Genomic DNA, 21,352 nt, shown 5'->3' with positions numbered 1-21,352 from the left:
GCCGGAAGGCGGCCGAAACCCGGGCAGGAGAAAAAACAGGGCGAAAAGCGGGCGGCCGTCAGGTTGAGCGGGGGTTGCCTGCGTCTCCCTCCGGGGGTGGTGCGAGCCTCATAGGGTTCGCAAGGACGACACATCGCGCGCGGGCGCGGTACGAACGGGGCGGGAGGCCGACGGGGCGTGGCGAATGCGGAGCACAGTGGGCGACCGGCGGAGGCTTTCGGAGCCCCGGCCGTCGATGCGACCAGGGCGCGGCTGCGCGTAGCCCGCCTCGGCCTGTGGCTGGTCGCCGCCATCCTCGCCGTCCGGCAGCTGGCCGCGGTCCTCAGCACCCCGAGCGGAGAACGGCTCACGGACCTGGAGACCTGGGTCGGCGAGCACGGCGTCCTGCACGTCGAGGGCTCGCTGTACGAGTCCACACAGTTCACCGGCACCCCCTTCGTCGGCCTGGTCCTCAAACCCTTCACCCGCGCCGCCGAGCAGGCCCTCGGCTGGGGCTGGACCTTCGGCTCACTGCTGCTCGTCGTCGCCCTCGGCCTGGTCGCCGCCCGCGCCCTGCCCCAGCCGGTGGGACGCCGTACGGCGCTGCTGGCGGCGCCCGTCGCGATCAGCCTGCTGATGCTGTCCCTGCCGGTGCGCAACGCCCTGTGGCTCGGCCAGACCAGCATCATTCCGGTCCTCCTCGTGCTGCTGGGCTGCTTCGCCGTACGCGGCGCACACGCCGACCGGATCGGCGGCGTACTGATCGGCGTCGCCGCCGCCTTCCAGCCGACCGTGCTCCTCTTCGTGCCCCTCCTCTGGTTCACCGACCGCAGACGCGCCGCCGTCTCCACCGGCGTCACGTTCCTCGCCTGCACCGCCGTCGCCTGGGCGGCGATGGCGCAGGACTCGTACACCTACTGGGTCCACCACATGGCCGGGGTGGGCCTGGGCGGCGAGGCCGACGACCTCGCCAACCAGTCACTGCACGGCGCCCTGCTGCGACTCGGCCTCAACGGCCCCCTGGAGACCGCCCTCTTCCTCCTGCTCGGCGCGGCCGTAGCCGTCCTCGCCCTGCGTCGCGCCGTGCGCTACGCCCGCGACGGCCAGCTGCTGCTCGCCGTCGCCATCACCGGCTGCGCGGCCGTCGTCGTCTCCCCGGCCACCTGGCAGCACCAGCTGCTGTGGGTGCTGCCCGCGCTCGTCGGCCGGGTCGGCAAGCGCGCCTCGGACCGGCTGGTGTGGCCGGTCGCCGTCGTCCTCGTGATGACGCTGCCCGCCAAGATGATGCTGCCGAACATGGCGGCCCTGTACCCGCTGCGCGACAACGTCGTCCTCCTCGCTGCCCTGGCCGCCGCCGTCGCTGTGCCCTTCCTGTCCCGCACCTCGCCGTACTTCGACAGCCCGGTCCCGACGAGTTACGCACCGCCCGTCCCGGCCCGCTTCAAGCGCGTCCCCCTCCTGCCCTTCCTGCGCAGGGTCCTCACCCGCCCCAACCTCCTCCTGGAGCTGCTCCTCATCCGGGTCACCTACGCCGCCTACTCCCAGGTCCGCCTCGCGGCGACCGGGGGCAGCAACTCGGCCGGCCGGGCCCGAGCGGAGGAGCACGGCCGGCAGATCCTCGACATCGAGCGCTTCCTGCACCTCGACATCGAGCACGCGATCAACCACGCCGTGGTGAAGATCGGCTGGCTGCGGGACTTCTTCGACTTCTACTACACGTCGTTCCACTTCGTCGTGCCGCTGGCCGTCCTCGGCGTCCTGTACTGGCGCCGCCCGGTCGACTACCGCTGGGCCCGCGCCTCCCTCGGCTTCACCACGCTGCTGGCCCTGGTCGGCTTCTGGCTGTACCCGCTGGCGCCGCCGCGCCTGATGCCGGGGCTCGGGATCATCGACACGGTGCACGGCGTGCAGGACTTCTCCAAGCCGGACTACGGCACGCTGACGCACCTCACCAACCAGTACGCGGCGATGCCGTCGCTGCACTTCGGCTGGTCGCTGTGGTGCGGGGTGGCGATCGCGGTCATCGCCCCGAAGCTGTGGATGAAGGCCCTCGGCCTCCTCCACCCCCTCTTCACCGTCGCCGCGATCGTGGCCACCGGCAACCACTGGGTGCTGGACGCGGTGGGCGGCGCGGCGGTCGTCGCGGCGGGCTTCGGACTGGCGTACCTGTTCCAGGGGCCGAGGGCGCGGGTGACGGCGGCGCCCGAGGCACCGTCGGTGGCGGAGGCGTCCCCAGCGTCCGGGGTGCCCTCGGCGGCCGGGACCGAGAAGACCGCCACCGTCCCGCCGCCGACCCGGGAAGCCGAAGGCCTCAGCAGCGATCCCCCGCCCCCGGCGAAGGACCGTACCGGGAGCTGATCCGGTACTCGCCGGGTGCCTCGACGGTCAGGCGGGCGAACTCGCCGTCCCGGGCGAGGCACCCGCCGTCCGCCCGCAGCCACGGCGACCAGGCGACCCGCACCGTCACCGGGCCGGGCCGGTCCACGCGCAGCACCAGCTCGGCGCCGGTGGCGGCCACGACGGTGCCGGGCTCGGAGACCAGCGGTACGGCGTCCCGCACCCGGAACACCCTCCAGTGCTCGTCCTGCCAGACGGGCTCCAGCCAGTCGGGCCGCCGTTCCGGGTCCCGCACGAGGACGGCCTCGGCCTTGGCGGGCCCGTCCGGCTTGGCCAGCGGCAGCACGACGAAGCCGACCGCCCAGCGGTCCAGCCAGTCCCGGTAGGCGGCCGCGGAGAAGGTGCCGTCGTAGAAGAGACGGGCGCGTTCCACGTCGAGCTGCCGGTTCCAGCCACGGGCCAGGTTGACGTGCGGGGCGAGCGAGGCGGCCTCGCGGTGGTCGCGGGCGGGCACCACCTCCACCCGCGTACGGTCGGCGCCGAGGCCGTCCAGTGCGCGCACGACACCGTCGGTCTTCGTGGCCCAGGCGGGCACCGCGGTGTACTCCGTCAGGTCGTCGGCGGTCTTCTTCCCCATCCAGCCCACGCAGAAGACGAGGGCGACGACCAGCAGACCCCGCGCGACCCGCCGCGCCCGGTCCGCGCCGAGCAGGGCCGCGAGCAGCACGGGCGGCGCGAAGTACTCCGCGAACCGCTCGACGTTCGTGCCGACGGCGGAGGGTATGAGGTACGTCAGCACGGTCCCGACCGCGTACACGGCCCCGCTCCACCGGGCGACCCGCCAGTCGCGCGGGGCCAGCGCCGTGACGGCGAGACCGAGCACGACCGGCGGCCATACGCGGCCGGCCGGCATCGGCTGCTCCCCGCTGAAGGGGAAGAACAGCGTGGTCAGCCCGACCACCGCGGCGGGCGGCACGAGCAGCACGAGGGCCCGCCCCCGGTCCCGTACGAGCAGGAACCCGGCGCCCACGACGGCCAGGAACAGCCCGGCCACCGGCGACGCCATCGTGGCCAGCGCCGCGTACCCGGCGGCGAGCACCAGCCGCCGCTCCCGCACCAGGTGCACGCACGCGGCCAGCCCGAAGGCGACCCCGAGCGCGAAGGTGGTACGCCCCGAGGCGACGTTGCACCACAGGGCGAGGGAGGTGAGCAGGGCGACCCACAGCGGCTTGCGCACACCGGTCCGCGTGATCAGCACCGCCGCCAGCCAGGAGGCCGCCAGCCCCGACAGGGCGGTGACCGTGCGGACGCCGAGCGCGGCCATCAGGTACGGCGAGATGACGCTGTAGTTGGCGGTGTGCACCCCGCCGTACCAGAAGAACCCGTACGCCGAGGCGCCGTGCCGCGAGACGAAGTCGGCCCACGCCTCCTGCGCCGCCAGGTCGCCCCCGCCGGTGGCGAGAAACACCCACCACACCGCGTACAGCGGGATGGTGGGCAGGGTGACGAGCAGGGCCACGCGATGCCGGCGCCCGAAGGCACGCAGGGCATCGCTGGGGCGTCTCTCCCGGCGCCGTTCAGGTCGGGAGAGGGGGAGTATGGCAGGGACCACGGTCGGGGTTTCCGTTCGGCGTCATCGGGGTGCACGGCTGGGGCACGTGCGAAGACGATAAATCGAACAGAAACGTTGATCGGGTTCCGGCCGGGTCAGTGGGCGGCGGTGGCCGCCCAGTCGACGAAGGCGGCGAACGCGGCGGGGGCCAGGGGGATGATCGGCCCCGCCGGGTTCTTGGAGTCGCGGACGGCGACGGCGGGGTGGCGGGGGAGATCGGCGACTTCGAGGCACTCGCCGCCCTGGTCGCTGCTGTAGCTCGACTTACGCCACGCCAGCCTGCGGAGCGGCGCGCACTCGAGGCAGTCGCCGCCCTGGTCGCCGCTGTAGCTGGACTTACGCCACTGGATCCTCGTCGGCAGAGCCTTGTTCCCCATAGCGTTCCTCCATCAACCGGCGGATCAGCCCCGCCGAGTCCCTGAGGGGAAGTGCGGCGGCCCGGAGATGATCGTAACGGAGTGAACAGTCCTTGACGGTGTCCGGGTTGGCGGTCGGATGGCCGGTGCCGTACCCCTCCGTGTAGACAATGGCGGGGTCCCTCGCGAAGCGATAGAGGTTGAATGAGCCTTGCAGCCCCGCGTGTGCACCCGCCGAGTACGGCAGCACTTGGACGTTGATCTGGGGATTGCTCTCGAACGACAACAGGTGGGCCAGTTGGCCGCGCATCGTCTCCCGGTTGCCGATCTCCTGACGCAGTGCAGCCTCGCTGAGGATCGCCCAGAAGACCGGAGGCTCCTCCTTGTCGAAGATGCGCTGGCGGGCGAGCCGCACGGCGGTGCGGTCGTCGAGGTCGGCGGGATCGAGTGTGCCGAGTACGGCCCGTACGTACGCGTCGGTCTGGAGCAGGCCGTGGATCATGTGCGTCTGGAAGGTGCAGATCTCGACCGCGCGCACCTCCAACTCGGCCACCTGTTGGAACCAGGCCGGAAGCTGGCTGCGCATCACCAGGCCGACCAGCCGCGACAGGAACCCGCCCGTCCCCAGCGCCGCGTCCACCCGCTCGCTGAACTCCGGCGTCGGCAGTTTCCGCGCCGTCTCGATCTGGCCGACCAGCGACCCGGTGTAGTTGACGATGTCCCCGAGCTGCCGTTGGGTCAGCCCGGCGGCCTCCCGATGGCGGCGCAGCTCGAAGCCGTAGTAGTCGAGCGGCGAGGCGCCCGGGTCCAGGACGTTGATGTGGGTCACGCACAGCCCCCTTCGCGCACAACTCGGTCCACTGGGGCACCGGTTGTATCCGTTCCGTAGCCCACGGTAGTCGTCCGACGTCAGGCTCGTGCCGTGAACGATTACTTTCCCTCGGTCCTTGTGGGCCACCGCCCGGCAGACCAGTACCGGATGAGCTTCACGGCCGGAGCGCACTCGGCGCGGCACGTGAGGCGCATCGTGCGTTCGTACCTGCGCGAGTGGGACCTCGCCGGGCTGGCCGACGCGGTGGAGCTCGGCGTGACCGAGCTGCTGGCCAACGTCGTACGCCACGTCCCGGACCGCCGCTGCACGCTGCTGTTGCTGCGGCGGGCGGACGGGGGCGGGGTCCGGGTGGAGGTGGCGGACGGGAGTCCCCGGCAGCCCGTACCGGTCGCGCGGGTGAGCGACGACGCGGAGTGCGGCCGGGGCCTGGTGCTGCTGGACGCGGTGGTGGACAAGTGGGGTGTGGGGCCCGGCCTCGGGGACGGCAAGGCCGTGAAGACCGTGTGGTTCGAGTGCGGTGGGGCGTCCCCCGCCCCGGAAGCGGGGGACGCCCGGTGATCACACCGCCGCGGTGTGCCCGGTGATCGGGCAGGCGCCGGCCGACGCCGTGGCTGCCGCCGTACCGAAGGAAGCGGTCCTGGCGGTGGGCGCCGTGCCGCCGATCTGCTGGAGGATCTCGTCGGAGAGCAGGTCCTCCTTGCCCTTGAGGGCGTCGGCGACCTTGAGGTCGGTGTTGAAGACCATCTCGGCGGCGACGTTGTCCTGGACGATGCGGGCCAGGTTGTCGAGGGCGACGAAGATCGGGTCCGAGGGGGTTTCCACGGTCGGCAGGTCGATCAGGTGGGTGTCCACCTTCGCCTGGTTCATGGTGCGGCGGATGATGATGGACGCCTGGTTCAGCTCGGCCGTGGTCCAGATCGACAGGACCGTGACGTAGAGGTCGCTCCACGCCTTCTCGCCGATCAGCGTGCGCCACCGCTTCATGAGCCCTTCGATGCCGGTGATCTGCGCGGTGGCGGCGAAGGTCATGTTGACGCGGATGGACGGGTAGACCGCGGCGGCGAACCGGTTGAAGGACACCATGTCGAACGACTCGGCCGTGACGGACGCGTCGATGAACTTGACGGCCTCACTGAGGATCTTGTCGCAGGAGTTCTCCAGGTCCAGGGGGAGGTTCGCGGTGCCGAGCTTGGTGTGTGCCGTCTGCAGCGTGGACTTGAAGGCGTTCAGCGGGGTGATCCAGCCCTTGTCGCCCGGCGCCTTGGTGACGACCATGTCGAGGTCGTGCGGGTCGATGCGGTCCGCGTTGGGGATGTTGGGGACCTGGTCGCTGAGGTACGAGGCGAGCACCGAGAAGACGCCCAGCGGAACGTGGGCGATCGACTTGGCCAGTTCGAAGTACTCCGGGACCGGGTCGACGGTCTCGACCTGTGTGCCGTTGTTGATGAGGGTGAAGCGTCCGCCGACCGCGTTGTTGGAAACGACGATGACGGGACTGAGCTGCGTCGTCAGTTCGCTCTTGAGGGTCGCGTAGTTGGCGCGCATCCTCGCGTTGACGGCGCGTATCGCGTCGCGTGCCGCCTTCTCGTCGGTCGCGGTGATTCCCGCGGTGGCCGCCGAGGCGGTGGAGGCCGATTGGCCGGTGAACAGCGTTGCCGCCCCGACGGCCGACGCGGTACCCAGAAATCCTCTACGTGTTGCCATGCCCCGTCTTTCTGCTTGCTTCGTGAGTGAAAGTGCCGTTTGGCGATGTGGGGGGGCGTGGGGGGAGTTCAGGGTGGGGGGATTTCAGGGTGGGGGGTGGGTCAGAGCCTGAGGCCAGGTCAGGTGAGGGACTTCTGCGACGGCACCACGACGCCGTAGAGATCCTGGACCGTGGCGAGAGCCGCCTCGTGGACCTGCTGTGCCGGAATGCCGTTCGGGTTGCCCTTCAGCGGCAGCGGCCGGGTCGCGGAGGCGTCGGCGACCACGGTCGGAGCGTTGCCGTTGAGGAAGGCGCCCTGAGCGGTGAACAGGGTGCACATGTTCGTCATGAACCCGGCGACGATGACGTTCTTGTTGCCGGCCTTCTTGACCTGCTCGGCGAGGTCCGTGCCGTGGAACGCGTTGGGGACGCTCTTCTCGACGACGGGCTCGCCCTCGGCCGGCTTGAGTGCCGGAATGATCTGGCCCGCCTGCGACTTCAGGTCATAGCCCTTGTCGACGATGTGGATGACCGGGGTGCCCGCCTTCCGGGCCCGCTTCAGCAGTGCTTCGGCGTTGTCCACGGCCGGCTTCCAGCCGTCGAGTTCCATCACACCTTCCGTGTAGGTGTTCTGGTAGTCGACGAGGATGAGCGTCGCGTCGGAGAGCGTGGCCGGGGTCTCGCCGAGTTTGTTGAGCTCGCGCAGCGTCGTCGTGTCCTTCGCGACGTTCGTCGCGGTGGTGGCGGAGGCCGACGGCTCGTCCTTGGCGGTGGCGGCCTCGGAGTCACCGCCGCACGCGGTGGCGGTGACCGAGAGGACGGCGGCGGCGGCGAGCGCGACGGCCGGACGGAGCAGCTTCATCAGGAGATCTCCTTCTGCGACGGAACGACGACCCCGTACAGGTCGGCGATGGTGGCGAGGGCGCTGTGGTGCACCTGGCGGGCGTCCAGTTCGGTGCCCGCGACCGGCAGTGCGCGGGTGGCGCAGGCGTCGGCGACGACCGTGGGGCGGTTGCCGCGCAGGAAGGCGCCCTGGGCGGTGAAGGCCACGCACATGTGCGTCATGAAGCCGGCGAGGACGAGGTCGGTGTTGCCGGCGGCGTCGACGTGCTGGTCGAGGTCCGTGCCGACGAACGCGTTGGGCACCTTCTTGACGACCACGGGCTCACCGTCGAGCGGTGCGACGCTCGGGTGGATCGAGCCGATCTCGGCGCGGATGTCGTAAGGGGTGCCCTCGCCGCCGTCGTTGACGACGTGGACGACCTTCGCGCCCTCCTGGCGGGCCCGCGCCAGCAGCCGGGCACCGGCGTCGAGCGCGTCCTGCCAGCCGTCCAGTTCCATCACACCGGTCGTGTAGGTGTTCTGGTAGTCGATCAGGACCAGGGTCGAGCCGGCGAGCTTCGCGGGTGTGTCGTCGAAACCGTTGAGCTGGCGCAAGGTCGTTCTGGGCATGGGAAACCGCCTCATGTGGCTTGTCGGGAAAGGCAGTTCACCGGCTCGGTGACCTGCGCCTATGACGCTACGGGCCACCGGCGGTGTCGGCAATGTCGTCTAACATGCAGAAACCGACACCGGTGTCGCCGAGCGTGGGGGGTCCCTTGCACACCGTCAGCCGACTGATCGCCATCGTCCTCTTCGAAGACGTCGACCTGCTCGACGTCACCGGACCGCCGGAGGTCTTCTCCCTCGCGCGGCGGGAGACGGACGAGGCGGCGGGCTACGACGTCGTCCTCGCCGCCGAGACCATGGAGCCGGTCACCACCGGCGCGGGGGTCCGGGTCCTGCCCGACGTCACCTTCGACGAGCTGTCCGAGCGGAGCATCGACACCCTGATCGTGCCCGGCGCGGTGGAGGTCGACGGCCAGCGCGGCGTCCATCCGCGCACCGACCCGGCCGTGGTGGACCGGGTGAGGCGACTGGCCGAGCGGACCCGACGGGTCACCTCCGTCTGCGTCGGGGCCCACATCCTCGCCGCGGCCGGTCTTCTCGACGGCAAGCGGGCCACCACCCACTGGTCGACGGCGGGGCAGCTGGCCGCCGATCACCCGGCCGTCGAGGTCGACGCCGACCCGATCTTCATCCGCGAGGGCGACGTGTGGACCGGCGCCGGTATCAGTGCCTGCCTCGACCTGTCCCTCGCCCTCATCGCCGACGACCTCGGGGAGGCCGTCGCGCTGCGTGTCGCCCGGCAGCTCGTGATGTACCTGAAGCGGCCGAGCGGGCAGAGCCAGTTCAGCGTTCCCCTGGAGCAGGTCTCCACGACGCGGCGCATCGAGGATCTCCGGCACCACATCATGCGCCACGTCGCCGAACCGCTCACGGTCGCGGACCTCGCCGCGTGCGCCCATGTCAGCGACCGGCAGCTCACCCGGATCTTCAAGAACGAACTCGGCACGACCCCGCACGCCTACATCGAGTCGGTCCGCGTCGAGGCGGCGCGCCGACAGCTCGAATCCACGGACGCCACCTTGGAACGTGTCGCCTCCGCCTGCGGCTTCGGCACCGTCGACACCCTGGTCAGGGCCTTCCGCCGCCGACTCGACACGACCCCCACCGAGTACCGCCGCCGCTTCCGGACCGTGCCGGCGCTCACACCTGACGGAGATCCGCGCGGGTGAGCCACCACCGCAGGGTGGGCAGGACGCTCAGCGTCATACCGGCCGCACCGATCCACAGGGTGGCGGACGCTCCGAACGCCGAGCCGAAGGCCCCGCCCAGGAGGCCACCAAGAGGGACTCCGCCCGAGGCGACGAACCGGGCCGTCGCGCTCATCCGTCCCAGCAGCCGGTCCGGTGTCAGCGCCTGTAGCAGACTCGACTGCGCCACCACGCGGACGCCCCCCGGTGGAGAGCGCCGAGAGGCCGAGCACGGCCAGGTAAGCGCTCGTCCGAGCGCGTCGATGACAGTTGCCTCCTTGGTGTTCACGTTTTCGCGATGGGGCCGTAGAGCGCGGCCGTCGCTCCTGTCGCCAAAGCCCAGTAACGGTCTCCGTACGACCAGTGCCACCACTCCGTCGGGTAGTTGACCAGGCCCGCGGCGGTGAGTGCGGCGCCCAGCACGGAGCGGTGGGAACGGGCCTTCTCGCTGATGTTGGCGGCGTGCGTGTAGCAGGCGCCCGCGCTCTCCTCCGGGGTCGCGTTCATGCGGGTGCCCAGGTCGAGTTCGCGGCCGTCGAGGTCCGCGAGCGTCAGGTCGACGGCCGCGCCCGCGCTGTGGGGGGCTATCGCGGGCGGGGAGACGTAGCGACTGGCCGCCGAGCGGATCCGATCGGGGGACCAGTCGGGATGTTCGGCGCGCAGTCGGGTCGCGTACTTGTCGAAGTAGTGGCGCTGGAGAGCGGGTGGGCGGTATCCCTCGACGAAGAGCAGTCGCAGTCCCGGCGGCAGCTGTGCCTGGGCTTCGAGGAGTCGGGCGAGCACGCCTTCCCGCAGGTAGGCGAAGTCGCCCGCGGAGTCCTGCCACTTGCGCCGGTCGACCAGCAGCGGACTGTCCTGCCGAACGTCGACGAGTCGCTCGTCGCACTCCTGGACGGGCACGGCGGCGACCCTCGGGTCGGACATCAGAACGATCTCGGTCATGGCGCGATCATCTCGCGGCCGGGCTGTCCGACGGGCGAGTCTTCGGGCCCGCGGGAGCGGGCACGGGCTCATACTCCGCGTATGAGCGATGCGATGATCCGGGTCCCGGCCGAGGTGCGGGACCGGTTGGCAGCGATCGCGGAGGCGCGGGCCGAGAGGACGCGCGCATACCTCGCCGCGAATTTCGGCGTCGAGGTGGGTGACGAGAAGAGCGCGGTGATGGGACACAGGCTCCGGGAGGTGTTCGCCCGCCGGGGTTGACCGGCAATCGCCAGGCGTCCGTTCTGATCCCCGGACACACGAAGACGGCGACCCCGGGGATCAGGGGTCGCCGCCTTCGGTACGGGGGGAGCGGGGTGCCGGTCGTGTCGGCGGGGTCAGTACCAGCCGTTGGACTGCCAGAAGCTCCACGCGTCGCAGGCGCTGCCGTAGCGGTCCTTCATGTAGTCCACACCCCACTCGATCTGGGTGGCCGCGTTGGTCTTCCAGTCGGAGCCGGCCGAGGCCATCTTCGAGCCCGGCAGGGCCTGGACCAGGCCGTAGGCGCCGCTGGAGGAGTTGGTGGCGTTGACGTTCCAGTCGCTCTCGTGGTCGACGATCTTCGAGAAGCACCGGTACTCGGCCGAGTCGCCGATCATCTTCTTCGCGGTCGCCTGTGCCGAGGAGGCCGGCGTCGCGGCCTGCGCGGGCGCGGCGGCGATCAGGGAGCCGCAGGTGGCCGCGGCGAGGGCGGCACCCGCGAGAGCTTTCTTCGGGGTGGCGACGGTGCGGAGGATGGAGGCGGCGGTCAACGAAGGGCCTTTCGTCGGGGACGGGGTCGCGTCGCTGCCTGGCGACCGGTTCAGAGAAACAGGCGGGCCAGTCGTCTGCAATCGTCCCTTTTGCTAAGCGTGGTCGTAGACGCGGGTGGAGTGTGGTCCATGCCGTGCGGCGAGGCCCGCTCGCCGCACGGCCGTCGGCTACGAGGACACTTCGTAGGTGAACCGCGTCACGTGGGGCGGCTCACCCCGTCGGCCTTCTCGAACGTGACCGGCGCCTCGAAGGCCGCCCGGCGGGTCGCGCGGCGCAGCGCCTTGAGGAGCGGGGTGCCGAGCGTGAGGGTCAGGACGACCGTCATGGCGGCGCGGCCCCCGTCCCAGCCGAGGGACGTGGCCAGGCAGTAGGCGACGAAGCGGGCCAGGTTGTCGGGGATCGACGCGTCCGGGTCGAAGGCGATGTCCGAGGCGAGCGTGTTCATGAAGGTCCAGCCCGCGAGGTTCATGACCGTGCCGTAGGCGAAGGCGGCCAGGAAACCGTACGCGGCCAGCATGAGCAGCTCCGCACGGCCGCGCAGCCGGTCGGGGCCCGGCAGCAGGCCCGCGCCCATCGTGAACCAGCCCATCGACAGCATCTGGAACGGCATCCACGGCCCCACCCCACCCGTGAGCAGCGCGGACGCGAACATCGTGACCGAGCCCAGGACGAAGCCGAAGCCGGGGCCCAGGACCCGGCCGCTGAGGACCATGAGGAAGAACATCGGCTCCAGACCGGCCGTCCCCGCGCCGATCGGACGCAGCGCCGCGCCCGCCGCCGCCAGGACGCCGAGCATCGCCACCGCCTTGGGACCGAGGCCCGACTCCGAGATCGTCGCCGCCACCACGGCCACCAGCAGCACCAGCAGGCCCGCGAACAGCCACGGCGCGTCCTGCGCGTGCGCGTTCAGGGACGCGTCCGGCGGGGCCAGGAAGGGCCAGCCGAAGCCCGCCACCCCGACCGCGCTGACCAGGACGAGGGCGGCGACCGAGCGGGGGCCGAGGCGGACGGCTCGGGCCTGGCGCTGGGGAGGGGGGCCGCCGGTCATGCCAGCGCCTCCCGTACCTGCGTGACCGTGAGCCACTTGCGCGGCGCCAGCACCTTGGCGACCTGCGGCGCGAAGGACGGCGAGGCCACCACCACGTCCGCCGCCGGACCGTCGGCGATCACCTCGCCCTCCGCGAGCAGCACCACCCGGTGGGCCAGCTCGGCCGCCAGCTCCACGTCGTGCGTGGCCAGCACGATCGCGTGCCCTTCGGCGGCCAGCGAGCGCAGGAGGCCCGCCAGCCGGGCCTTCGCCGCGTAGTCCAGGCCGCGGGTCGGCTCGTCCAGGAGGAGAAGGGGCGGGCGGGCGGTCAGGACGACGGAGAGGGCGAGGGTGAGGCGCTGGCCCTCGGAGAGGTCGCGGGGGTGGGTGTCGTCGGTGACGCCCGGGAGCAGTTCGGTGAGCAGCGCGCGGCAGGTGCCGGGGGCCGCCTCCGCGTCCCGGTCGGCGGCCGCGCACTCGGCGGCGACCGTGTCGGCGTACAGCAGGTCGCGCGGCTCCTGCGGGACCAGGCCGACCCGGCGTACGAGGTCGCGGGGGGCCGTGCGGTGCGGCACCGCGTCACCGGCGCGGACGGAACCGGCGGACGGTTCGACCAGGCCGACGAGTGCGGAGAGGAGGGTCGACTTCCCGGCGCCGTTGCGGCCCATGAGGGCGACCGTCTCGCCGGGGGAGACGGTGAGGTCGACGCCGCGCAGAGCCCGGACGCGGTCGCGGCGGACGGCGAGGGAACGGACCTCGGCGGCGTAGGGGGTGGTGGAGGTGGCAGCCGTTTCCGCCCGCTTGCCGCGCCGCCACCGGCGGGAGGCGGGGGGCCGGAGCGCGGGGGGCGCGGGGAGCGCGGCGGCCGGTGGGGTGTGGTCCGGTATCTCCCGGCCGGCCAGCCGGTCCCGCAGCGGGGCCGCGCGGCGGCGGGCGTCCCGGATGGTCAGCGGCAGCGGGGACCAGCCCGCCAGCCTGCCCAGGCCGACCACGGGCGGATAGACCGGGGACACGGCCATCACCTCCGCCGGGGGGCCGAGGAGCGGCGGCGCGCCGGGGGCCGGGAGCAGGACGACCTGGTCGGCGTACTGGATGACCCGCTCCAGGCGGTGTTCGGCCATCAGGACCGTCGTACCGAGGTCGTGGACCAGGCGCTGGAGGACCGCCAGCACCTCCTCCGCGGCGGCCGGGTCGAGGGCGGAGGTCGGCTCGTCCAGGACCAGCACGTCCGGGTGCGGGGTGAGGACCGAGCCGATGGCGACCCGCTGCTGCTGGCCGCCGGAGAGCGTGGCGATGGGGCGGGAGCGGAGGTCGGACAGGCCCAGCAGGTCGAGGGTCTCCTCGACGCGACGGCGCATCACGTCCGGGGGCAGGCCCAGGGACTCCATGCCGTAGGCGAGCTCGTCCTCGACGGTGTCCGTCACGAAGTGCGACAGCGGGTCCTGGCCGACCGTGCCGACGACGTCGGCCAGTTCGCGCGGCTTGTGGGTGCGGGTGTCGCGGCCGGCGACCGTGACCCGGCCGCTCAGCGTGCCGCCGGTGAAGTGCGGGACCAGACCGCTGACCGCACCGAGGACGGTGGACTTGCCGACCCCGGACGGGCCGGCGAGCAGCACCAGTTCGCCCTCGGGGACCTCGAAGTCGATGCCCCGGACGGTGGGTTCGGTCGCACCGTCGTACCTGACCGATACGTCCTCGAAGCGGATCACGACGGCTCCTTGGCGGGTGCGGGTGCGGGTGCGGGTGAGGGGTGGTCGGGGGCGGGAGTGACGAACGCCGGGAGCAGGCCGATCAGTACGGCTGCCGCCGGCCACAGGGGGAGGGACGGCGCGACCAGCGGGACCACGCCCGGGTGCAGTGCCGCCGGGTCGCGGGCGGCGGCGAGGAACATCAGCGCCGCGACGGCCGCGCCGGAGGCGGTGACCGACCAGGCGCGGGCGTCCCAGCGGTCCGGGCGGTAGCGGGTGCGGACCGTCCTGCGGCCGCCGAGCCGCAGTCCGGCGAGGGCGGCGGCGACCCCCAGCAGGAGGACCGGGACGCCGTACGTGCCGCCCGCCGCGGTCAGCAGCCCGTACGTCCCCGCGCAGACGCCGAGCAGGCCCGTGAGGGTGAGCGCGGCGGTGGTGCGGCGTACGGCGGGCGGGACCTGGGCGGTACGGCCGTACCCGCGGGCATCCATCGCGGCGGCGAGGGCGACGGAGCGCTCCAGGGCACCCTCCAGCACCGGCAGCCCGACCTGGAGCAGGCCCCGTACGCCGTGGTCGGGGCGGCCGCGCAGGCGGCGGGCGGCGCGCAGGCGCTGGACGTCGGCGATGAGGTTCGGGGCGAACGTGAGGGCGACGACGACCGCGACACCCATCTCGTACAGGGCGCCGGGGAGGGACTTGAGGAGGCGGGAGGGGTTGGCGAGGGCGTTCGCGGCGCCGACGCAGATGAGGAGGGTGGCCAGCTTCATCGCGTCGTACAGGGCGAAGGTGAGGCCCTCGGCGGTGACCCGTCCGCCGAGTCGGATGCCCTGCGCCCAGGCGGGGAGGGGGACTTCGGGGAGGGTGAAGAGGGTGTGGGTGCCGGGGATGGGGGAGCCCAGGACCGTGGTGAACAGGAGGCGGATGAGGAGGACGGCGAGGGCGAGCTTGACGAAGGCGCCGTAGGAGCGGGACCAGGGCGCGTGGGGGCGGCGGGTGACGACGACGTAGGCGGAGACGGCGATGAGGAGGGCGAGGAGGAGGGGGTTGGTGGTGCGGGTGGCGGCGGTGCCGAGGGCGAGTGCCCAGAGCCACCAGGCGCCGGGGTGGAGGGCCCCCAGGCGCTGGTCGCGCGGGGGGACCCCCATCGCCCCCCTGACACGGTTCCTCGCAGGGTCAGTCGGTCGCATTCCTGCGCCGCCTCGCCTGCCAGGCCGCCGCTCCGGCCAGGGCCGCGACGACGGCGATGCCCGCGTAGAGGCCGACCGACGGGCCGTCCTCGTCGTCGGCGGCGTCCGCGGCGGGCCGCTGCTTCGGGGTGGCCGTCGGGTCCTGCTCCGCCACCTGCTCCCCGCACCCCGACTTCGGGTAGCCCGCGATCGCGCACAGCAGGGCGCTGTTGTTGTAGCGGAGCGGGTCCGCCACGGCGGCCAGGGCGTCGGCCGTCGTCGCGTCGGGGGAGACCTGGGCGCAGGCCGTGCGCGCGGCCGGCGGGGTCTCGCCGGGCGGGGCGTCGGACGCCGTGCCGAAGTCGAGGACCAGGGCGACGCGCTTGGTGCCGTCCTCGGCCGGTGTCTTCGCGCAGATCGACGCGAAGTCAGCCGTGCCGCGGGGCTGGGCCGCGTCACCGGAGTTCGCGCTCACCGCGAAGCGGAAGCCCTGCACGTCGCCGTCGGAGGGGCGGGCGAGGGACGGGCCCTGGGTGGCGTAGACCCACTTGTCGCCGTCGCGGTCCCAGAAGGACCAGTAGCGGTAACCGGCGGCCTGCGCCTGGCCCGCGCTCCCCAGGAGGAGGAACGCGGCCAGGAAGAGGAGTACGACGCGGCGGGTCACGGCTGCTGCTTCTTGCTGCGGCCGCTGAGGAGGAAACCGATGCCGATGCCGAAGACCAGGCAGACGCCGACGAACCACCAGACGCCGAAGCCCGAGTCGTCCTTCTTCTCGTCCTTCGTGTCGTCCTCGCTGCTCGCGGTCGCGGTGTCCTTGGCCGCCGCCCCCTGCGGAGCCGGTCCCGTCGCGTTCAGCTCCGCCACCAGGTCCGTGCCGCCGAAGGCGCGCGGGTCGGTGCCCGTGGCGTGGGCGGCGAGGATCAGCTGGGCGTAGGCGGCCGGGCCGCTCTCCTTCGCCCACTTCGCGGCGTTCTTCTCCAGCCAGGCCAGCGGCTTCGCCGCCTTGTCCGCGCCGCCCTGCGCGGCGAGCGCGACGACCGCGTCGGCGGTGTTGCCGTAGTCGGGCTGCTCGGCGGACCCGCCGAGGGCCGACGTGAGGTGGCCGTCCTTCGCGAGGGCGCCGGCGAGGTAGGCGGCGCCGCCTGCGGCGGCCTGCTCGCGGGTGGGCTTGTCCGAGGTCGTGCAGCTGGCGTCGGCGCTCTTCTCACCGGCCTCGGTGACCAGACCCGTGCCGAGCACGCCGAGCACGCCGGCGGCGGTCGCGTCGGCGTTGGCGACCAGCTTTCCCTCCTGGTCCGGGTAGCCGAAGGCGCCGCCGTCCTCCGCGCAGGGCAGGGCGGCCGCCAGCAGGGCGTCGTACGGGGACCTGCCGCCCTTCTCCACGGTCTCCGGGTCGGTCTCCGTGGCGGTCAGGGCGCCGATGACGACGGAGGTGGAGTTGGCCTCGCTGGGGCTGCCGGGGGTGTAGCCCCAGCCGCCGTCCTCGTTCTGCACGGACTTCAGCCAGTCCAGGGCGTCCTTCACGGCGTCGCCGTGCCCGCCGACGGCCCACAGCGCCTGGACGGCGGCGGCCGTGCTGTTGGTGTCGACCATGGTCTTGGCGTCGCAGGCCTTGGCCGGGTCGGGGCGGAAGGGGGCGAAGGCGCCGTTGTCGCACTGCTGGTCCGTGAGCCACTTCACTGCCTGCTGTGACGGGACGACGCCCGCCGTGTCCTGCGCGAGCAGCGCGAGGGACTGGCGCCAGACACCGTCGTACTGAGGGTCGGCGGACCCGTACAGGCCGGATTTGCCCGGTGTGCCGGACGGCGCGGACGCCGACGGGGACGGGTCGGCGGCGACCGCGGGCGCGGCGGCGCCGCCGATCACGGCTATGGCGGCGAGAGCCGCGGCGCTGCTGCGACGGCGGACGTTCATGAGCGGCGGGTGCCTTTCCCTGTGCGGGGCCGGACAGCACGGGGCACCCCCGGCGGCTCGGCCCCGTATGCCTCGACGGTGCCCGTGCTCCGGCGGGTGCCGGGCACGTGAGCCGGTCACGTCCGTGCGGGGCAGTCCGGCTCACCACCCGGGACGGGCGGCTCACGGTTGCGGGTCAGCGCCGGAATTGCACCGGCTTCCCCCCGTACGGGTGTGATGACGACGCGGCCACTTTACCCGGAGGCAACCGGCCCGGACCCGTGTGCCCGCTCACGCTTGCCCGCTCCGGACGCCTCGGGCTCCCCGGCCCCCGTCACCTCGATCAGCCGGCACACCGTCTCGATGTCCACCCCCACCTGCGCGATGGACGCCCGCCCGGAGAGCCAGGCGATCAGGGTCGAGTGCCAGGTGTGCTCGATGACGCGGACCGCGGAGAGCTGCTCGGCCGTCGGGTTCTCCGGGCCTCCCACGGCGTCCAGGATGATCGCCGTGGTCCGGCGGGAGACCTGGTCGACCTCGGCGGAGACGCTGCGGTCGGCGAAGGTCAGGGCGCGGGCCATCGCCTCGGCCAGCCGCGGTTCGCGCTGCAGGGCCTCGAAGGCCCGCATCAGGGTCCGCGCCACCCGGTCCGCGGCCGTCTCGCCGGCCGGCGGGTTCCTGCGCAGCGTCCCGTGCAGCTGCTCCAGCTGATCCTGCATGGTCGCGACCAGCAGATGGACCTTGGAAGGGAAATAGCGGTACAGCGTGCCGAGCGCGACCTGCGAGGACTCCGCGACCTCGCGCATCTGCACCGCCTCGAAGCCGCCCCGGCAGGCGAGCCGGGCGGTCGCGTGCAGGATGCGGCGGCGACGCGCCCGCTGCCGCTCCGTGAGGGGCGGGGCGGGGGAGCGGTGCGCGGATCCGGACCCGGCCGCTTCCGGGTTGTCCACCTTGGTCACCTTCTCCCCGCCGTCCGCCCGGCACCGTGTCCGGCACCGTCTCCAGCACGGGGGCGGGCCGTGGCGTGAATCACCTGATCCACTCGTCACAGCATCCCTACCTGCCGGTAGATTCGGAGCCTCCGAACGATCAAGTCTGAAACTTGTTCTAGATTAACGTCCCGGCATAGGGTCGCGGGACAGTGCAGTGAGAAGGGGGCCCAGGGTGACCGCTGAGGCCAGTCGGACGGGTCCCCGTCCGGAGCCCGCCGCCGACGGCTTGCGACCGCTCCGCATCGCGCTCCTCACCTACAAGGGGAACCCGTTCTGCGGCGGACAGGGCGTCTACGTCCGTCACCTCTCCCGCGAACTGGCCCGCCTCGGCCACCGGGTCGAGGTCATCGGCTCCCAGCCCTACCCGGTGCTGGACGACGGCCCGGACCACGGCCTGGAGGACCGGCTCTCCCTCACCGAGCTGCCCAGCCTCGACCTCTACCGCCAGCCCGACCCCTTCCGCACGCCGAAGCGCGACGAGTACCGCGACTGGGTCGACGCGCTGGAGGTCGGCACCATGTGGACCGGCGGCTTCCCCGAGCCGCTGACCTTCTCGCTGCGCGCCCGCCGCCACCTGCGCGCCCGCCGAGGCGACTTCGACGTCGTCCACGACAACCAGACCCTCGGCTACGGGCTGCTGGGCGACGTGGGCGCCCCCCTCGTCACCACCATCCACCACCCCATCACCGTCGACCGGCAGCTCGAACTCGACGCCGCCGACGGCTGGAAGCGGCGGTACTCCGTGCGCCGCTGGTACGCGTTCACCCGCATGCAGAAGCGCGTCGCGCGCCGCCTGCCCTCCGTGCTCACCGTCTCCGGCACCTCCCGCCAGGAGATCGTCGACCACCTCGGCGTACGCGGCGACCGCGTCCACGTCGTCCACATCGGCGCCGACACCGACCTGTTCTCGCCCGACCCGTCGGTGCCGAAGGTGCCGGGCCGGATCGTGACGACGTCCAGCGCGGACGTGCCGCTCAAGGGCCTGGTCTTCCTCGTCGAGGCACTGGCGAAGGTGCGGACCGAGCAGCCCGCCGCCCACCTCGTCGTCGTCGGCAAGCGGCCCGCCGAGGGCCCGGTCGCCCAGGCGATCGAGCGGTACGGCCTCGAAGGCGCCGTCGACTTCGTCAAGGGCATCTCCGACGCCGAACTGGTCGACCTGGTCCGCTCGGCCGATGTCGCCTGCGTGCCCTCCCTGTACGAGGGGTTCTCGCTGCCCGCCGCCGAGGCCATGGCGACCGGCACGGCGCTGCTGGCCACCACCGGCGGGGCCGTCCCGGAAGTCGCCGGACCCGACGGCGAGACCTGCCTCGCGGTGCCGCCGGGCGACGCGGGAGCCCTGGCCGCCGGACTGAACCGGCTGCTCGGCGACCGCGAACTGCGGGCCCGGCTCGGCGCGGCCGGACGCGAACGCGTCCTGCGGCACTTCACCTGGGCCCGCGCAGCCGAGGGCACGGCCGCCCGCTACCGCGAGGCCATAGGCCCCTCCTCGACCGCCCCCGAGGGCACCCCCGCCGCGACCCCGGCCGGCGACCGCGGAGACCACCGCGACCCACGCGACACCAGAGACACCGGCGTCTACCCCGAAAGCAGGGCCACGTGCTGACCGTCGACTTCTCCCGGTTCCCGCTCGCCCCAGGCGACCGCGTCCTGGACCTCGGCTGCGGCGCCGGCCGGCACGCCTTCGAGTGCTACCGGCGCGGCGCCCAGGTCGTCGCGCTGGACCAGAACGCCGAGGAGATCCGCGAGGTCGCCAAGTGGTTCGCGGCGATGAAGGAGGCCGGCGAGGCCCCGGCCGGGGCCACCGCCACCGCCATGGAGGGCGACGCGCTCGCGCTGCCCTTCCCGGACGAGTCCTTCGACGTCGTCATCATCTCCGAGGTGATGGAGCACATCCACGACGACAAGGGCGTCCTCGCCGAGATGGTCCGCGTCCTCAGGCCCGGCGGACGCATCGCGATCACCGTGCCGCGCTACGGCCCCGAGAAGGTCTGCTGGACCCTCTCCGACGCCTACCACGAGGTCGAGGGCGGGCACATCCGCATCTACAAGGCCGACCAGCTCCTCGCCCGCATCCGCGAGGCCGGCCTCAAGCCCTACGGCACCCACCACGCGCACGCGCTGCACTCGCCGTACTGGTGGCTGAAGTGCGCCTTCGGCGTCGACAACGACAAGGCGCTGCCGGTGCGGGCGTACCACAAGCTGCTGGTCTGGGACATCATGAAGAAGCCGCTGGCGACCCGGGTCGCCGAGCAGGCGCTGAACCCGCTGATCGGCAAGAGCTTCGTGGCGTACGCCACCAAGCCGCACCTGCCGCCGGTGGATGCCGCGTGACCTCGTCCCGGGCTCCCCGCACCCCCCGTACCGAACACCTCGTCCTGCCCGGCGTCCTCACCGCCGAGCAGGCCGCGGCCACCGTCCGCGGCATCCTCGCCGTGCAGCGCCCGGACGGCGCGATCCCGTGGTTCCGCGGGCACCACCTCGACCCCTGGGACCACGTCGAGGCGGCGATGGCCCTGGACGCGGCCGGCGAGCACGACGCCGCCGAGCGGGCCTACGAGTGGCTGGCCCGGCACCAGAACCAGGACGGCTCCTGGTACGCCGCCTACGCCGACGGCGCCCACGACGACGTCACCGACCGGGGCCGGGAGACCAACTTCGTCGCCTACGTCGCCGTCGGGGTCTGGCACCACCACCTCTCGACCGGCGACGACACCTTCCTCGACCGGATGTGGCCCGTCGTCCACGCGGCCGTCGAGTTCGTGCTGCGCCTCCAGCAGCCCGGCGGACAGATCGGCTGGCGCCGCGACGACGACGGCACCGGCACCACGGACGCGCTGCTGACCGGCAGTTCCTCCGTCCACCACGCGCTGCGCTGTGCCCTCGCCATCGCCGAACAGCGTGAGGAGCCGCAGCCCGACTGGGAGTTGGCGGCCGGCGCGCTGCGGCACGCGATCCGCCGCCACCCGGAGCGGTTCCTGGACAAGGGCCGCTACTCGATGGACTGGTACTACCCGGTGCTGGGCGGCGCGCTGACCGGCACGGAGGCCAGGTCCCGCATCGCCGAGAGCTGGGACCGCTTCGTGGTCCCGGGCCTCGGCGTGCGCTGCGTCGTGCCCAACCCGTGGGTCACGGGCGGCGAGTCGGCCGAACTCGCCCTCGCCCTGTGGGCGGTCGGCGAGTCCGACCACGCGCTGGAGATCCTCCAGTCGATCCAGCACCTGCGCGACGCGGACAGCGGCCTGTACTGGACGGGTTACGTCTTCGACGACGACGCCATATGGCCGCGCGAACTCACCACCTGGACGGCCGGCTCGCTGCTCCTCGCCGTCGCCGCGCTCGGCGGCCACGAGGCGACCTGCCAGGTGTTCTCCGGAGACCGCCTGCCGAAGGGCCTGGACCCGGACTGCTGCGTCTGA

Annotated in this window: 22 protein-coding genes and 1 riboswitch; of the genes, 7 read left to right on the top strand and 15 right to left on the bottom strand. The window is 72.6% G+C overall.

Annotated features, from left to right (window positions below):
• The first annotated feature begins 177 nt into the window (after nt 1-177).
• Nucleotides 178-2,337: a bifunctional glycosyltransferase 87/phosphatase PAP2 family protein gene (locus ACFW47_RS01845; protein ID WP_386279172.1), complete on the top strand. Its 2,160-nt coding sequence runs from the start codon at nt 178-180 to the stop codon at nt 2,335-2,337.
• Here ACFW47_RS01845 and ACFW47_RS01840 read toward each other — a convergent pair.
• From ACFW47_RS01840 to ACFW47_RS01830, 3 genes are all read right to left on the bottom strand, one after another.
• A complete protein-coding gene (locus ACFW47_RS01840; protein WP_386304371.1) occupies nt 2,291-3,928 on the bottom strand; it encodes a hypothetical protein in 1,638 nt (545 codons plus the stop codon). The two genes, ACFW47_RS01845 and ACFW47_RS01840, sit on opposite strands and share 47 nt — an antisense overlap.
• A 95-nt stretch (nt 3,929-4,023) precedes the next feature.
• Entirely contained in the window at nt 4,024-4,305 is a 282-nt protein-coding gene (locus tag ACFW47_RS01835; protein WP_386304369.1) for a DUF397 domain-containing protein, read from the bottom strand.
• Nucleotides 4,265-5,113: a helix-turn-helix domain-containing protein gene (locus tag ACFW47_RS01830; RefSeq protein WP_386304366.1), complete on the bottom strand. Its 849-nt coding sequence runs from the start codon at nt 5,111-5,113 to the stop codon at nt 4,265-4,267. The genes ACFW47_RS01835 and ACFW47_RS01830 overlap by 41 nt, the downstream gene beginning before the upstream one ends.
• 150 nt (nt 5,114-5,263) lie before the next feature.
• On the opposite strand from ACFW47_RS01830, the gene ACFW47_RS01825 reads away from it, so the two are divergent.
• Complete coding sequence (locus tag ACFW47_RS01825; protein ID WP_386304364.1) at nt 5,264-5,674, top strand: ATP-binding protein; 411 nt, start codon at nt 5,264-5,266, stop codon at nt 5,672-5,674.
• Here the strand turns inward: ACFW47_RS01825 and ACFW47_RS01820 are convergent, their stop codons facing one another.
• The 3 genes from ACFW47_RS01820 to ACFW47_RS01810 form a co-directional block, all read right to left on the bottom strand.
• Nucleotides 5,675-6,820: a hypothetical protein gene (locus ACFW47_RS01820; protein WP_386304361.1), complete on the bottom strand. Its 1,146-nt coding sequence runs from the start codon at nt 6,818-6,820 to the stop codon at nt 5,675-5,677.
• Nucleotides 6,821-6,939: 119 nt separating this feature from the next.
• Nucleotides 6,940-7,662, bottom strand: coding sequence for a cysteine hydrolase family protein (locus tag ACFW47_RS01815; protein WP_386279184.1), 723 nt, complete (start codon nt 7,660-7,662; stop codon nt 6,940-6,942).
• The gene (locus ACFW47_RS01810) at nt 7,662-8,252 is read right to left on the bottom strand and encodes a cysteine hydrolase family protein (protein WP_386304359.1); all 591 of its coding nucleotides are present in this window, start codon (nt 8,250-8,252) and stop codon (nt 7,662-7,664) included. The genes ACFW47_RS01815 and ACFW47_RS01810 overlap by 1 nt, the downstream gene beginning before the upstream one ends.
• 146 nt (nt 8,253-8,398) lie before the next feature.
• Between ACFW47_RS01810 and ACFW47_RS01805 the strand changes: the two genes are divergently transcribed.
• A complete protein-coding gene (locus ACFW47_RS01805) occupies nt 8,399-9,418 on the top strand; it encodes a GlxA family transcriptional regulator (RefSeq protein WP_386279188.1) in 1,020 nt (339 codons plus the stop codon).
• Here the strand turns inward: ACFW47_RS01805 and ACFW47_RS01800 are convergent.
• A complete protein-coding gene (locus ACFW47_RS01800; protein WP_386279190.1) occupies nt 9,390-9,626 on the bottom strand; it encodes a hypothetical protein in 237 nt (78 codons plus the stop codon). The genes ACFW47_RS01805 and ACFW47_RS01800 overlap by 29 nt on opposite strands.
• 95 nt (nt 9,627-9,721) lie before the next feature.
• The gene (locus ACFW47_RS01795; protein ID WP_386279192.1) at nt 9,722-10,378 is read right to left on the bottom strand and encodes a M15 family metallopeptidase; all 657 of its coding nucleotides are present in this window, start codon (nt 10,376-10,378) and stop codon (nt 9,722-9,724) included.
• Between the two features lie 81 nt (nt 10,379-10,459).
• Here ACFW47_RS01795 and ACFW47_RS01790 point away from each other — a divergent pair, with 81 nt between their 5' ends.
• Entirely contained in the window at nt 10,460-10,639 is a 180-nt protein-coding gene (locus ACFW47_RS01790; protein ID WP_384474118.1) for a hypothetical protein, read from the top strand.
• Nucleotides 10,640-10,755: 116 nt separating this feature from the next.
• On the opposite strand, the gene ACFW47_RS01785 is transcribed toward ACFW47_RS01790, so the two are convergent.
• The 7 genes from ACFW47_RS01785 to ACFW47_RS01755 form a co-directional block, all read right to left on the bottom strand.
• Nucleotides 10,756-11,169: a transglycosylase SLT domain-containing protein gene (locus tag ACFW47_RS01785; RefSeq protein ID WP_386304355.1), complete on the bottom strand. Its 414-nt coding sequence runs from the start codon at nt 11,167-11,169 to the stop codon at nt 10,756-10,758.
• 197 nt (nt 11,170-11,366) lie between these two features.
• Nucleotides 11,367-12,218 carry an ECF transporter S component gene (locus ACFW47_RS01780; protein ID WP_386304353.1) on the bottom strand — a complete coding sequence of 284 codons (852 nt, stop codon included), beginning with the start codon at nt 12,216-12,218 and terminating at the stop codon, nt 11,367-11,369.
• Entirely contained in the window at nt 12,215-13,906 is a 1,692-nt protein-coding gene (locus ACFW47_RS01775; protein WP_386304351.1) for an ABC transporter ATP-binding protein, read from the bottom strand. The genes ACFW47_RS01780 and ACFW47_RS01775 overlap by 4 nt, the downstream gene beginning before the upstream one ends.
• A complete protein-coding gene (locus ACFW47_RS01770; RefSeq protein WP_386304349.1) occupies nt 13,903-15,072 on the bottom strand; it encodes an energy-coupling factor transporter transmembrane component T in 1,170 nt (389 codons plus the stop codon). The genes ACFW47_RS01775 and ACFW47_RS01770 overlap by 4 nt, the downstream gene beginning before the upstream one ends.
• A complete protein-coding gene (locus ACFW47_RS01765) occupies nt 15,059-15,715 on the bottom strand; it encodes an SCO2322 family protein (protein WP_386304347.1) in 657 nt (218 codons plus the stop codon). Before ACFW47_RS01765 ends, ACFW47_RS01770 begins: the two co-directional genes overlap by 14 nt.
• Nucleotides 15,712-16,965 carry a prenyltransferase/squalene oxidase repeat-containing protein gene (locus tag ACFW47_RS01760; protein WP_386304344.1) on the bottom strand — a complete coding sequence of 418 codons (1,254 nt, stop codon included), beginning with the start codon at nt 16,963-16,965 and terminating at the stop codon, nt 15,712-15,714. Before ACFW47_RS01760 ends, ACFW47_RS01765 begins: the two co-directional genes overlap by 4 nt.
• Nucleotides 16,966-17,094: 129 nt before the next feature.
• A riboswitch (cobalamin riboswitch) is annotated at nt 17,095-17,168 on the bottom strand.
• Nucleotides 17,169-17,198: 30 nt separating this feature from the next.
• Nucleotides 17,199-17,903, bottom strand: coding sequence for a TetR family transcriptional regulator (locus ACFW47_RS01755; RefSeq protein WP_386279208.1), 705 nt, complete (start codon nt 17,901-17,903; stop codon nt 17,199-17,201).
• Nucleotides 17,904-18,108: 205 nt separating this feature from the next.
• Between ACFW47_RS01755 and ACFW47_RS01750 the strand changes: the two genes are divergently transcribed.
• Genes ACFW47_RS01750 through ACFW47_RS01740 form a run of 3 tightly spaced genes read left to right on the top strand, consistent with a single transcriptional unit; the run spans nt 18,109 to nt 21,352 of the window.
• Nucleotides 18,109-19,539: a glycosyltransferase family 4 protein gene (locus ACFW47_RS01750; RefSeq protein ID WP_386304341.1), complete on the top strand. Its 1,431-nt coding sequence runs from the start codon at nt 18,109-18,111 to the stop codon at nt 19,537-19,539.
• Nucleotides 19,533-20,267 carry a class I SAM-dependent methyltransferase gene (locus ACFW47_RS01745; protein WP_217252414.1) on the top strand — a complete coding sequence of 245 codons (735 nt, stop codon included), beginning with the start codon at nt 19,533-19,535 and terminating at the stop codon, nt 20,265-20,267. The genes ACFW47_RS01750 and ACFW47_RS01745 overlap by 7 nt, the downstream gene beginning before the upstream one ends.
• Nucleotides 20,264-21,352 carry a prenyltransferase/squalene oxidase repeat-containing protein gene (locus tag ACFW47_RS01740; RefSeq protein WP_386304338.1) on the top strand — a complete coding sequence of 363 codons (1,089 nt, stop codon included), beginning with the start codon at nt 20,264-20,266 and terminating at the stop codon, nt 21,350-21,352. Before ACFW47_RS01745 ends, ACFW47_RS01740 begins: the two co-directional genes overlap by 4 nt.

Source organism: Streptomyces sp. NPDC058796, from assembly GCF_042745235.1.
GTDB lineage: Bacteria > Actinomycetota > Actinomycetes > Streptomycetales > Streptomycetaceae > Streptomyces.
Note: the sequence above shows the minus strand (reverse complement) of the source record. Positions and strands in the feature narration are given on the sequence as shown.

What these genes read in the sequence shown, in the direction of transcription:
- ACFW47_RS01795 (WP_386279192.1), bottom strand. Translation starts at nt 10,378, where the DNA reads ATGACCGAGATCGTTCTGATGTCCGACCCGAGGGTCGCCGCCGTGCCC.
- ACFW47_RS01810 (WP_386304359.1), bottom strand. Translation starts at nt 8,252, where the DNA reads ATGCCCAGAACGACCTTGCGCCAGCTCAACGGTTTCGACGACACACCC.
- ACFW47_RS01835 (WP_386304369.1), bottom strand. Translation starts at nt 4,305, where the DNA reads ATGGGGAACAAGGCTCTGCCGACGAGGATCCAGTGGCGTAAGTCCAGC.
- ACFW47_RS01760 (WP_386304344.1), bottom strand. Translation starts at nt 16,965, where the DNA reads ATGAACGTCCGCCGTCGCAGCAGCGCCGCGGCTCTCGCCGCCATAGCC.
- ACFW47_RS01780 (WP_386304353.1), bottom strand. Translation starts at nt 12,218, where the DNA reads ATGACCGGCGGCCCCCCTCCCCAGCGCCAGGCCCGAGCCGTCCGCCTC.
- ACFW47_RS01820 (WP_386304361.1), bottom strand. Translation starts at nt 6,820, where the DNA reads ATGGCAACACGTAGAGGATTTCTGGGTACCGCGTCGGCCGTCGGGGCG.
- ACFW47_RS01815 (WP_386279184.1), bottom strand. Translation starts at nt 7,662, where the DNA reads ATGAAGCTGCTCCGTCCGGCCGTCGCGCTCGCCGCCGCCGCCGTCCTC.
- ACFW47_RS01790 (WP_384474118.1), top strand. Translation starts at nt 10,460, where the DNA reads ATGAGCGATGCGATGATCCGGGTCCCGGCCGAGGTGCGGGACCGGTTG.
- ACFW47_RS01825 (WP_386304364.1), top strand. Translation starts at nt 5,264, where the DNA reads ATGAGCTTCACGGCCGGAGCGCACTCGGCGCGGCACGTGAGGCGCATC.
- ACFW47_RS01770 (WP_386304349.1), bottom strand. Translation starts at nt 15,072, where the DNA reads ATGCGACCGACTGACCCTGCGAGGAACCGTGTCAGGGGGGCGATGGGG.